This window comes from Gilliamella sp. B3127 (assembly GCF_026536935.1).
Classification (GTDB): domain Bacteria; phylum Pseudomonadota; class Gammaproteobacteria; order Enterobacterales; family Orbaceae; genus Gilliamella; species Gilliamella apicola_E.
Map to the genome: position 1 here is coordinate 1 of NZ_JAFNNI010000008.1, position 13,860 is coordinate 13,860.

A 13,860-nucleotide genomic window follows, 5' to 3' on the forward strand; every position below is an offset into this window, starting at 1 on the left:
ATGTGCAAATTCCGGGATGTCTGTTAGCCCATAACAAAACCAACTGAATATTAACAATAAACTACTTAGAAAATATCTTTTCATTGTATTTTTTGCCTTATGATTAACAACGCTAAATAAAATTTTACTTTTTACAACAAACAGTTAATTGCGATCCATTTAATAAAGCGTTTAGACAAGATATCATTGGTTAACTAAAACTAGTATATAGTCGAATCATAATCTTACTATTAAAACTTAATGAGTATTATCTTTGTTCATCTCATTACCAACGACCAGATGCACCGCCACCACCACTGCGGCCGCCGCCTCCGCCGGTTCGGGAACTTCTACTCGAATGGCTATATGAAGATCGGCTGCTACTGCCACTCCCGCTACGACTTCTTCTAGTGCCATTTTTAAAACTGATAGCGATGAATAACAAGTTAGCAACTACATAATTTATACCAAAAATAAAAACGACATCGGTTAGATATAAGTAAGTAAAACCGTGAACACACCAAGTTACAATTAGGATAAATAAACTATTTGATAGTGATGTAATGATAATGCGTTTAAATACATTTTTTTCGAATTTAACCGTGAAGGCTAAACAAACAAAAAAGGAAAACACTTTCCAGCTTTGTTGAATAATCCAGTTAAACAACATATCTAACATTTCACTTAACCCAATTCTATGATTATTCTGGGTTTGTTTCTCTGGATGAATTTCATAACCTATTGTGACATCTTTTAATACCGAAATTGCATCATTAATACCTTGATAATAATTATTTTGCTTAAATTGTGGAGCTAACTGTTCCCGAATGATGTGGCTAGCAACTAAATCAGTAACAATGCCTTCAAGCCCATACCCCACTTCAATACGCATCTGTCGGTCATCTTTTACTACTAACAATAAAATACCATTATCCAGCCCTTTTCTTCCAATTTTCCATTGGTTAAAAACTCTCTGCGCGTACTGCTCTATGGTTTCGTTGTCGAGATTTGCGATCATCAAAACCGCTATTTGCGCCCCATCAGTTTTCGAGTGTTCAAATTGAATTAGGCTTGATTCTAAAGACTTGACTTGTGATGCACTTAAAGTATTGGTTGTATCAATAATATGACTATTAAAAGCAGGAATTTCAGTCAAACCATAACTAAACCAACTAAGCATTAACAACATACTAAAGAAAACATATTTTTTCATTATATTTTGACCAAAATGACCTGCAATAGAATAATATTATTACTTTTAAAAAACGCATATCAAAAGCTAATCTACTCTATTTTAGGTTTAAGTAGTATAAGACTTCAATGGGTAGAAATGACTATTATATAGCCAGATAACAATTTTGCTATTAACATCTGCTTTTTTTATCAAGTTTTGCCGTCATGGAAATTTGGCACTATTTATTTTGTATTGGGGAAACTTAATAGAGCTTTATTGTAAAATATTTCTATGAGATCGAGTTAACGTATGGTCATAACTCGATCTTAAAGGAAGAGAATTTCAGTTGATCGATACCAACTGATGATTAACAGCAAACTTAACACTCAATATTTTTTGAGCAATTATGTTTATTGAAAGTTAACTGCGGGTGCATTTGAAATTTCTTTTTCATTATCAACCGTAAATTGCTGTTTAGGTTCTACACCTATAAAGCCAGCAATCCACTTATTTGGTATTTTTCTGATATAAATATTAAACGATTGAACTGCTTGTATATATCGTCCTCTGGCAACTGCGATCCGATTTTCAGTGCCTTCTAACTGGCTCATAAGATCCTGAAAAAGTGAACTGGCTTTAAGATCTGGATAGTTTTCACTGACAGCAATTAAGTGGCTTAAGGCAGTACTTAATTCTGATTGCGCTTGTTGGAATTTAGCAAATAAAGCCGGATCGGTTAGCTGATCAGCGTTGATTTGAATTGAGCCAACTTTACTTCTTGCTTCGGTCACTTGAGTTAACACTTCTTTTTCGTGTGTAGTATAACCTTTAACCGTATTAACTAAACTTGGAGTTAAATCAGCCCGACGCTTATATTGGTTGACAACTTCTGACCATGCAGCTGCTACACCTTCGTCACGAGTTTGGATATCATTGTATCGACTAAAACAAAAAAATGCTCCAACAATAATTAATACCAAAACACATAATAGAAATTTTGATTTCATTGTATATTCCTATAAATAGTTGAATTTATGGATAGCTTAACAAATGAATACATCAAAAAATAGAATTAAAATAAGCTATCTGCGATTTTTAAACACTTATTTATACCTCAAGTTTAAATCTCACTAACAAATTTATACCGATATTTCGATAAAAAGAACAAGCTCTGAAAAAAACAAGGAATGTAAGTTATCAATCTGTGGACTCACTAATATTGAATTGGCTATATTGCAAATTAATATCGCCTTAATCCACACCGTTTAAGATAATTTACTCAATATTATTATAGCCATTTTTATAATGCATGCTATGTATAATCCTAATTTACGCATAAAAAATATACCGCTTATTTTTATTCTTGATCATAAAACTTTTATTAATGATGATTTAGGTAGATTTTACCAATTTATAATAAGCGGTTTATTATTTGATAATTATTTATAATACACTTTCAAAGCATTCTAACTGTGCCGGGTCATAGTAAATATCCTTATTATTTGGTCTATTTCCGGTATTACGATGTGTATGTTTGAATTGTTCTGAGTTTACCCAAGCGTCGAAATCGGCTTTTGATTCCCATTCGGCAAATGATGAAAATAACGTATAATTTTCCTCAGTTTTCCCTTTTAAAAAATAAAAACGATTAAAGCCTTTCATCTCTTTTAAATGGGTATCACGATTACGCCATATTTCAATAAAAGCCTCTTCACTACCTCGTTTTACTTTAAATCGGTTCATGACAATATACATATCAAAACTCCTTTTTTTAAATACACATAAAAAAATAGCACGTGCTTACACGTGCTATTTTAATAACTTAGTCCTACTGACTATTGATTTTCTTCTGCAGAATTGAGTAATTCTGCTAAGTTAGCTGTTGCTTCTTCAGCTGAAACAGTTGGTTGAATTTCATCATCAATAGGCATTGTACGTTTACGCAAACGCTCTTTATGATAAGCATAACCAGTACCAGCTGGAATCAAGCGACCAACAATAACGTTTTCTTTCAAGCCACGAAGCTCATCATTTTTACCAGCTACTGCTGCTTCAGTTAATACGCGAGTCGTTTCTTGGAACGATGCCGCAGAAATAAATGATTCAGTAGTAAGTGATGCTTTAGTAATACCAAGCAGATCATGCAAGTAAACAATTGGCTCTTTACCTTGTGCCTCAAGCTCACGATTAATAATCTTCAAGCGTGAAACTTCAAGTTGTTCGCCGTCAAGTAAACGAGAACCACCCGGATGAATAACTGTCGCTTTACGTAACATCTGACGAACAATAACTTCAATATGTTTATCATTGATTTTTACACCTTGTAAGCGATAAACTTCTTGAACTTCGTTAACGATGTAACGTGTCACTGCATTAACACCACGTAAACGTAAAATGTCATGTGCAGATTCTGGACCGTCAGAAATCACATCACCACGTCCAACTTGTTCGCCTTCAAATACGTTGAGTTGACGCCATTTTGGAATCATCTCTTCATATGGATCACTACCATCTAATGGAGTGATAATTAAGCGACGTTTACCTTTGGTTTCTTTACCAAACGAGATAATACCATCTATTTCAGCAAGAATTGCTGGCTCTTTAGGTTTACGTGCTTCAAATAAGTCAGCAACGCGTGGTAAACCACCGGTAATATCTTTAGTACCAACCGATGCTTGTGGAATACGTGCAAGTGTATCACCCACATTGATTTCAGCACCATCTTCTAATTGTACTAATGCTTTACCTGGTAAGAAATATTGAGCAAGCATCTCTGTACCTGCAACATAAATATCTTTACCTTTAGCATCAACAATCTTGATTGCTGGACGTAAATCTTTACCAACACCTGTTCGTTCAGCGACATCTAAAATAACAATTGATGATAAACCTGTTAATTCGTCGGTTTGACGCGTGATAGTTTGACCATCAACCATATCAACAAATTTAACAAAGCCTTTCGCTTCAGAGATAACTGGCATGGTATGTGGATCCCAGTTAGCAACTGTTTCACCGGCATCAACCGCTGCACCATTACCTTTAGTTAGAATCGAACCATAAGGAACTTTATAAGTTTCTTTCATTCGACCTAATTCATCGATAATCGTTAATTCAGCATTACGAGATGTAATAACCAGTTTCTTATCTGGGTTAGTTACAAATTTAGCATTAGATAATTTGATGCTACCTTTGTTTTTAACTTGAACACTTGATTCTGCTGCTGCTCGTGATGCCGCACCACCGATATGGAACGTACGCATGGTTAACTGTGTACCTGGCTCACCGATTGATTGAGCAGCGATAACACCGATTGCTTCACCTTTATTTACTAGGTGACCACGGGCTAAGTCACGACCATAACATTTCGCACAGACACCAAAGTCAGTATCACACGAAACAACTGAACGAACTTTAACGCTATCGACAGATTCTTCTTCAAGTAAATCACAATAGTTTTCATCAAGTAGTGTATTACGAGGAATTAAAATATCCGCACTACCTGGTTTCAATACATCTTCTGCTGTTACACGACCTAATACACGTTCACGAAGTGGCTCTTTAACATCTCCACCTTCGATAACTGGTGTCATCACTACGCCTTCTAAAGTACCACAGTCATCTTCAATAACGACTAGATCTTGAGCTACGTCAACTAAACGGCGAGTTAAGTAACCTGAGTTCGCAGTTTTTAATGCGGTATCGGCAAGACCTTTACGCGCACCATGGGTCGAGATAAAGTACTGAAGAACGTTTAACCCTTCACGGAAGTTTGCCGTAATTGGTGTTTCGATGATTGAACCATCCGGTTTTGCCATCAATCCACGCATACCAGCTAACTGACGAATCTGCGCTGCAGAACCCCGAGCACCAGAGTCGGCCATCATATAGATACTGTTGAAAGAAGATTGAACTTCTTCTTTACCTTCATGGTTAATTACTTTTTCAGTTGATAAGTTATCCATCATCGCTTTAGCAACACGTTCATTCGCTGCTGCCCAGATATCGATAACTTTGTTATAACGTTCACCTGCTGTTACCAAACCTGATTGGAACTGTTCTTGAATTTCAGCAACTTCAATTTCAGCTTCATTGATGATTTCTAATTTCTTCGCTGGAATTTCCATATCATCAATACCAACCGATACACCAGAACGCGCTGCATAAGCAAATCCGGTATACATTACTTGGTCAGCTAAAATAACAGTTTCTTTCATGCCTAATTGGCGATAACAAATATTTAAAATTCGTGAAATCGCTTTTTTGCCAAGTGGTTGATTGATGACAGAGAAGCTCATACCTTTAGGCATAATTAACCATAAGATAGCTCGACCAACTGTAGTATCAACTACTGAAGTTGTATCTTCCCACTCACCAATACTATTACGGTGGCTTTCAGTAATACGGACTTTAACTTTAGCATGTAGCTCAACAAGACCTAAACGATACAGTTTTTCTGCTTCTTTAGGTCCGGTTAAAATCATGCCTTCACCTTTCGCATTGACTTTATCACGAGTCATGTAGTAAAGACCTAATACCACGTCCTGAGAAGGAACAATAATAGGCTCACCACTCGCAGGCGAAAGAATGTTGTTGGTAGACATCATCAACGCACGCGCTTCTAATTGAGCTTCTAGCGTTAATGGTACGTGAACCGCCATTTGGTCACCATCGAAGTCAGCATTGAATGCCGCACAGACTAATGGATGTAATTGGATCGCTTTACCTTCAATCAAAATAGGTTCAAACGCTTGAATACCTAATCGGTGAAGTGTTGGTGCACGGTTTAGTAATACCGGATGTTCACGAATAACTTCATCTAAGATATCCCAAACAATTGCATCTTCACGTTCAACCATTTTCTTGGCTGCTTTAATGGTAGTTGCATAACCACGACGTTCTAATTTACCGTAAATAAATGGTTTGAATAGTTCAAGTGCCATTTTCTTCGGTAAACCACATTGATGTAATCGTAAGTATGGACCTACAGTAATTACAGAACGACCAGAGTAGTCAACACGTTTACCTAATAGGTTTTGACGGAAACGACCTTGCTTACCTTTAATCATATCGGCAAGTGATTTTAATGGACGTTTGTTTGAACCGGTAATAGCACGACCACGACGACCATTATCAAGTAATGCGTCAACAGATTCTTGTAACATACGTTTTTCGTTACGTACGATAATATCTGGCGCTGCCAAATCTAATAAACGTTTTAAACGATTATTACGGTTAATCACTCGACGATATAGATCGTTCAAATCTGATGTTGCAAAACGTCCGCCATCTAGTGGTACTAATGGACGTAAATCGGGTGGCAACACAGGTAATACGTTTAAGATCATCCATTCTGGTTTATTTTCTGATTGAATGAATGCTTCAATAATCTTAATACGTTTAGTCAGTTTTTTACGCTTAGTTTCAGAATTGGTAGTTTCAAGCTCATCACGTAGTGCTTCACATTCAGCTTGCACATCGATATTACGTAGTAATTCTTGAATTGCTTCGGCACCCATACGAGCATCGAATTCATCACCAAACTCTTCTAACGCATCTAAATATTGTTCTTCTGTTAAAATTTGACCGCGTTCTAAGTTTGTCATTCCGCCGTCAAGAACCATAAATGATTCAAAATAAAGCACACGTTCAATGTCACGAAGTGGCATATCTAATAATAGACCAATACGTGATGGTAATGATTTTAAAAACCAGATATGTGCAGTAGGTGATGCGAGCTCAATATGCCCCATACGCTCACGACGTACTTTGGCTTGAGTAACTTCAACACCACATTTTTCACAGATCACACCACGGTGTTTTAAACGTTTATATTTTCCACATAAACATTCATAATCTTTTACTGGTCCAAAAATACGAGCACAAAACAATCCGTCACGTTCCGGTTTGAACGTACGATAGTTAATTGTTTCAGGTTTTTTAACTTCACCAAAAGACCATGAACGAATCATATCAGGAGAGGCAAGGCCTATCTTGATAGCATCAAAATCTTCAGTTTTAGTTTGTGCTTTTAGAAACTTTAGTAAGTCTTTCACAATTGACTCCTATGGAGTTAAACCAATTAGATAACTTATCATTGCTGATAAGTTATCCCTATAAATAGAAATCATTTCAGTTAGTTAAGATTACTCTTCATCTAACTCGATATTAATACCTAACGAACGAATCTCTTTTAATAATACATTAAATGATTCTGGAATCGCAGGCTCCATACGATGATCACCATCTACAATATTTTTATACATCTTAGTACGACCATTCACATCATCTGATTTAACAGTTAACATTTCTTGTAGAGTATAAGCAGCACCATATGCTTCAAGTGCCCATACTTCCATCTCACCGAAACGTTGGCCACCAAATTGAGCTTTACCACCCAATGGTTGTTGTGTAACCAGACTATATGAACCTGTAGAACGCGCATGCATCTTATCATCAACTAAATGATTCAATTTCAGCATATACATGTAACCTACAGTTACTGGACGTTCAAATTGCTCACCTGTACGACCATCAAACAATGTAATTTGACCTGACGTTGGCAAATCACCAAGTTCAAGTAATGCTTTGATTTCTTGCTCTTTTGCACCATCAAACACTGGTGTAGCAAGTGGCATACCATTACGTAAATTTTGTGCCAATGTCATCACTTCTTGGTCAGTAAATTCAGCAACATTGACTTTCTGTGCTGCCCCTAAACCAAGGTCATAAGCTTTCTGAATGAAATCACGTAATTTAGCTAACTCTTGCTGTTCTTTTAGCATTGCATCGATCTTCTGACCAATACCTTTTGCCGCCATACCTAAGTGAGTTTCTAAAATCTGACCGATATTCATACGAGACGGAACACCAAGTGGATTCAATACGATATCAACTGGACGTCCTTTATCATCATATGGCATATCTTCAATTGGGTTGATTTTAGAGATAACCCCTTTGTTACCATGGCGACCCGCCATCTTATCACCAGGCTGAATTTGACGTTTAACTGCTAAGTAAACTTTAACAATTTTGAGAACTCCAGGTTGTAAATCATCACCTTGAGTAATCTTCATTCGTTTAGCTTCAAGCTTCTTATTAAATTCAGCTTTGATTTCATCATGTTGTTCAGCAAGTTGTTCTAATTGAGCTTGCTTACTTTCATTAGAAATACCAATGGTTAACCATTTTTCACGTGGTAAAGCATCTAGTTTGTCTGCTTTAATACCACCAGAAATTAATACATCACGGATACGAGCAAACAATGCTGCTTCTAAAATTTTAAGTTCTTCAGTTAAGTCTTTTCTTACTTGCTTGAGTTGCATCTCTTCAATTTCAAGTGCACGTTTGTCTTTTTGTACACCATCACGAGTGAAGACTTGAACATCAATAACCGTACCTGAAACACCATTTGGTACACGTAATGAAGTATCTTTAACATCAGATGCTTTTTCACCGAAAATAGCACGTAGTAATTTCTCTTCTGGTGTTAATTGCGTTTCGCCTTTAGGCGTTACTTTACCAACAAGAATATCACCACCTTTTACTTCAGCGCCGATATAAACAATACCAGACTCATCAAGTTTAGAAAGTGCTGCTTCACCCACATTTGGAATATCAGCAGTAATTTCTTCAGCACCAAGTTTAGTATCACGAGATACACAAGATAGTTCTTGAATATGAATCGAAGTGAAACGATCATCTTGTACCACTTTTTCAGAGACTAAAATAGAATCCTCAAAGTTATAACCGTTCCATGGCATAAATGCCACGCGCATATTTTGACCAAGTGCTAACTCACCTAAATCCGTTGATGGGCCGTCTGCAAGTACATCACCACGCTCAACTTTTTCACCTAATTCCACGCATGGAATTTGGTTAATACAAGTATTTTGGTTAGAACGGGTATATTTAGTTAAGTTGTAAATATCAATACCTGTTTCACCGGCATACATTTCATCATCGTTAACGTTAATAACAATACGTGAAGCATCAACATATTGTACTGTACCGCCACGACGAGCAACCGCAGTAACACCTGAGTCAACCGCAACCGCACGTTCCATACCAGTACCAACAAAAGGTTTTTCTGCTTTTAATGTTGGTACAGCTTGACGTTGCATGTTCGCACCCATCAAGGCACGGTTCGCATCATCGTGCTCAAGGAATGGGATTAATGAAGCACCAACAGAAACGATTTGTTGTGTTGATACGTCCATATAATGAACTTGTTCCGGGCTATATAAACCAGATTCACCATTTAAACGGCAGGTCACTAAATCTTCTTTAAAGCGACCATCGTCATCAAGATTTGAGTTAGCCTGAGCTATAACAAACTCACTTTCATCGATTGCTGATAAATAGTTAATCTCATCAGTCACAACACCGTCAATCACTCGACGATATGGCGTTTCTAAGAATCCATACTCATTGGTACGTGAATAAACCGCTAATGAGTTAATTAAACCGATATTTGGACCTTCCGGCGTTTCAATCGGACATACACGACCATAATGTGTAGGATGTACGTCACGCACTTCAAAGCCTGCACGTTCACGAGTTAAACCACCTGGACCTAATGCAGAAATACGACGTTTGTGAGTAATTTCAGATAATGGATTGTTTTGATCCATAAACTGAGATAATTGGCTAGAACCAAAGAACTCACGAATTGCCGCTGAAATTGGTTTAGCATTGATCATATCTTGTGGCATTAATGAATCAAGATCACCTAAAGATAGACGCTCTTTTACAGCTCGTTCAACACGAACTAAACCAATACGGAATTGGTTTTCAGCCATTTCACCAACACTACGGATGCGACGATTGCCTAAGTGATCGATATCATCAACTTCACCATGACCATTACGGATGCTGATTAATTTCTTCATTACATCAACGATATCAGCTTTTGTTAAGACACTTTCGCCTTCAATATCGTCTCGTCCTAAAGAACGATTGAACTTCATACGACCTACCGCTGATAAGTCATAACGTTCGTCGGAGAAGAATAGATTATCAAATAACGCTTCGGCTGCTTCTTTTGTTGGTGGCTCGCCTGGACGCATCATTCGATAAATTTCAACTAATGCACCTAATCGATCACGTGTTGAATCAACATTTAATGTTTCAGAAATAAATGGTCCATGATCTAAATCATTAGTGAATAATGTTTCAATTTTCTTATAACCAGCATTGGTTAATTCAAGTAATAGTTCTAAAGAAATTGGTGTATTGGCAAAAGCAATAACCTCACCAGTTTCTTCATCAACATAATTTTTTGCTAAAACTTTATTTACAATATATTCAACTGGAACGTCGATTTTAGTTACTTTATCTTTTTCAAGCTCACGAATATGACGAGCTGTAATACGACGACCTTTTTCTGCGTAAACTTTGCCTTTAGATTCGATATCAAATAGCGCTGTTTCACCACGTAAACGCTCTGGCACAAGTTCCATTTTTAATTTTGATTTGCCTACTTCGAAAATAGTTTTTTCGAAGAACATATCTAAAATTTCTTCAGTTTCATAACCTAACGCACGTAAAATAATTGTTGCTGGAAGTTTACGACGACGGTCGATACGAGCAAAAAGATTATCTTTTGGATCAAATTCGAAATCAAGCCAAGAGCCACGATAAGGAATAATCCGAGCATTATATAAAACTTTACCAGAAGAGTGCGTTTTACCTTTATCACTGTCAAAGAACACACCTGGACTACGATGTAATTGTGAAACGATAACACGTTCAGTACCGTTAATCACAAAAGTACCATTGTCCGTCATTAAAGGGATTTCGCCCATATAGACGTCTTGCTCTTTAATATCTTTAACTGTTCCTTCTGGCGCATCTTTATCATAAATAACTAAACGTAATTTAACGCGCAATGGTGCTGAGTAAGTGATCCCTCTGATTTGACATTCTTTTACATCAAACACAGGTTCGCCCATTTTAAAGCTTACGTATTGTAACTCAGCGCTACCACTATAACTTTTTATCGGAAATATTGAACGGAATGCGGCTTCTAAGCCATATTGACCTTCTGGGTCTTGCTCAATAAACTTCTGGAACGAATCAAGTTGAATAGAAAGAAGATACGGTATATCCAAGACTTGTGGACGCTTACCAAAATTCTTACGAATTCGTTTTTTCTCGGTATAAGAGTAAACCATTAGTTCCTCAACTTGCTTATCTGCTATTTTAGCATGATTAAATATTCATCAGGGTACTACGAAATGATAACGCCTGACACCTCATCGAAAATATCTATAAATATCAATTGATTAGGCTTAATAAATATATTATTTCTTTATTACTTTTTATTGATAATCTTCAAATAAAATTATTTGACTTATTACAGCGCAAAAAGGCTGGAGGTATAAAACCCCCAGCCGTTTAGCTTGCTATTGATAAACTTACTTAAGTTCGACAACTGCACCAGATTCTTCAAGTGCCTTTTTAAGTTCATCTGCGTCAGCTTTGCTAACACCTTCTTTAACTGTTGCTGGAGCTGATTCAACAAGGTCTTTTGCTTCTTTTAAGCCTAAGCCTGTTGCACCACGAACTGCTTTGATAACAGCTACTTTGTTAGCGCCAACATCTTTTAAGATTACATCAAATTCAGATTTTTCTTCAGCTGATTCAGCTGGACCAGCTGCTGCAACTGCTACAGCTGCTGCTGCAGAAACGCCAAATTTTTCTTCCATCATTGATACAAGTTCAACAACATCCATTACAGACATTTCTGCAACTGCATCTAAAATTTGTTCTTTAGTGATAGACATAATATAGTTTCCCAAATTTACATTTTTTTAATTGATAAAATTCACAATCACAGCGCTATTAAGCAGCTTGTTTTTGATCGCGAACCGCTGCAAGAGTACGAACCAATTTGCCAGCTGCGGCTTCTTTCATGGTTGACATCAAGCGAGCTAATGCTTCTTCATAAGTAGGTAATGTTGCTAAGCGATCAATGTTCGCTGCAGTAATTAACTCACCTTCAAAGGCTGCGGCTTTAATCTCAAAATTATCATTTTCTTTTGCAAACGCTTTAAAAATACGCGCAGCAGCACCTGGGTGCTCATTTGAAAATGCAATTAGAGTTGGACCAACAAACGAATCTTTTAAGCACTCGTATTGAGTTCCCTCAACAACACGGCGTAATAAGGTGTTACGAACAACACGCATATAAACACCAGCTTCACGAGCAGATTTACGTAATGCAGTCATGTTTTCTACAGTTACGCCACGAGAGTCAGCTACAACTGCAGATAGCGCACCTTTGGCGATTTCATTAACTTCAGCAACAATTTCTTGTTTATTTTGAAGATTTAGTGCCATTGGTATTGCTCCTGGATTAAACTAGGCAAAGCCTAGAATTATTTAAACTAACTACAAATGTAGTTAGCACAATCACGATGAGCAGAATGCCTGTATTATATCTTATCAGGTTCTGTCACCGTCTACGTAGGAAGATTAAGTAATTAAATATCAATTACACCTACGGTCTTGGACGGGGTCTGGTTAAGGCCAGACACCAACCGATTCTTTGTTTAACAATTAATTAAACAGATGCATTTAAAGTTGCTTGGTCGATAGCAACACCAGCGCCCATTGTAGTAGAAAGACTAACTTTCTTCACAAATACACCTTTTGAAGATGCTGGTTTTGCACGTTTTAATGCAACAAGTAATGCTTCTAAATTCTCTTTAAGCTTATCTGCATCGAAATCAGCTTTACCGATAGTAGTATGGATAATACCATTTTTATCATTACGGTAACGGATTTGACCAGCTTTAGCGTTTTTCACTGCTTCAGCAACGTTAGGTGTTACAGTACCAACTTTAGGGTTTGGCATTAAACCACGTGGCCCTAAAATTTGACCTAATTGACCAACAACACGCATTGCGTCTGGAGATGCAATAACAACATCAAAGTCCATTTCGCCTTTTTTGATTTGATCCGCTAGATCATCCATACCAACTAATTCAGCACCAGCTTCTTTAGCGGCATCAGCGTTTGCACCTTGAGTAAATACAGCAACACGTACACTACGTCCAGTACCGTGAGGAAGAACGATAGCACCACGCACATTTTGATCTGATTTACGTGAATCAATACCTAAATTAACTGCAACATCAACGCTTTCAGTAAATTTAGCAGTAGCAAATTCTTTTAATAAAGCGATTGCTTCATTGATTTCATATTGTTTAGTCGCGTTTACTTTTTCGCGGATAAGTTTAGCTTTCTTAGATAATTTAGCCATGAATTAACCCTCCACTTCCAAGCCCATTGAACGAGCAGTACCTTCAATAGAACGCATCATCGTTTCAATAGTTGCACCATTCATATCAGCAGCTTTCAATTCAGCGATTTCACGAATTTGAGCGCTTGTTACTTTACCTACTTTTTTCTTATTAGGCTCACCAGAACCAGACTTGATTTTAGCTGCTTTCTTTAATAATACAGCCGCAGGAGGAGTCTTAGTTACAAAAGTAAATGAACGGTCAGAATATACTGTAATAACAACAGGAATAGGTAGACCTTTTTCCATGCTTTCTGTTTTAGCGTTAAATGCTTTACAGAATTCCATGATGTTAACACCATGTTGACCAAGTGCTGGACCAACTGGTGGACTAGGATTTGCTGCACCAGCTGCAACTTGCAACTTGATGTAGGCTTGTACTTTTTTTGCCATTTTAGTTTCC

At 37.1% G+C, this 13,860-nt stretch carries 9 protein-coding genes; all 9 read right to left on the minus strand.

Translation table 11 applies throughout. From position 1 onward, the window contains the following. Window positions 1-265 precede the first annotated feature (265 nt). Window positions 266-1,192, minus strand: coding sequence for a TPM domain-containing protein (locus J3U00_RS10580; protein ID WP_267332366.1), 927 nt, complete (start codon window positions 1,190-1,192; stop codon window positions 266-268). 371 nt (window positions 1,193-1,563) lie between these two features. Next, a complete protein-coding gene (locus J3U00_RS10585) occupies window positions 1,564-2,160 on the minus strand; it encodes a LemA family protein (protein ID WP_065561819.1) in 597 nt (198 codons plus the stop codon). A gap of 436 nt (window positions 2,161-2,596) precedes the next feature. Beyond that, window positions 2,597-2,908, minus strand: coding sequence for an antibiotic biosynthesis monooxygenase family protein (locus J3U00_RS10590; RefSeq protein WP_267332367.1), 312 nt, complete (start codon window positions 2,906-2,908; stop codon window positions 2,597-2,599). A gap of 80 nt (window positions 2,909-2,988) precedes the next feature. Further along, entirely contained in the window at window positions 2,989-7,206 is a 4,218-nt protein-coding gene (rpoC, locus tag J3U00_RS10595; RefSeq protein WP_267332368.1) for a DNA-directed RNA polymerase subunit beta', read from the minus strand. A 90-nt stretch (window positions 7,207-7,296) separates the two neighbouring features. Further along, complete coding sequence (gene rpoB / locus J3U00_RS10600; RefSeq protein ID WP_267331018.1) at window positions 7,297-11,325, minus strand: DNA-directed RNA polymerase subunit beta; 4,029 nt, start codon at window positions 11,323-11,325, stop codon at window positions 7,297-7,299. A 243-nt stretch (window positions 11,326-11,568) separates the two neighbouring features. Then, window positions 11,569-11,937 (minus strand): 50S ribosomal protein L7/L12, encoded by a 369-nt coding sequence (gene rplL / locus J3U00_RS10605; protein WP_065561815.1) that lies wholly within the window; start codon window positions 11,935-11,937, stop codon window positions 11,569-11,571. 58 nt (window positions 11,938-11,995) lie between these two features. Continuing rightward, on the minus strand, window positions 11,996-12,493 hold the full coding sequence (gene rplJ, locus J3U00_RS10610; protein ID WP_065561814.1) for a 50S ribosomal protein L10: 498 nt from the start codon (window positions 12,491-12,493) through the stop codon (window positions 11,996-11,998). Window positions 12,494-12,716: 223 nt separating this feature from the next. Continuing rightward, window positions 12,717-13,418, minus strand: a complete 702-nt coding sequence (gene rplA, locus J3U00_RS10615) for a 50S ribosomal protein L1 (RefSeq protein WP_065561813.1) — start codon at window positions 13,416-13,418, stop codon at window positions 12,717-12,719. A gap of 3 nt (window positions 13,419-13,421) precedes the next feature. Then, window positions 13,422-13,850, minus strand: a complete 429-nt coding sequence (gene rplK, locus J3U00_RS10620; RefSeq protein ID WP_034884321.1) for a 50S ribosomal protein L11 — start codon at window positions 13,848-13,850, stop codon at window positions 13,422-13,424. Between the last annotated feature and the right edge of the window lie 10 nt (window positions 13,851-13,860).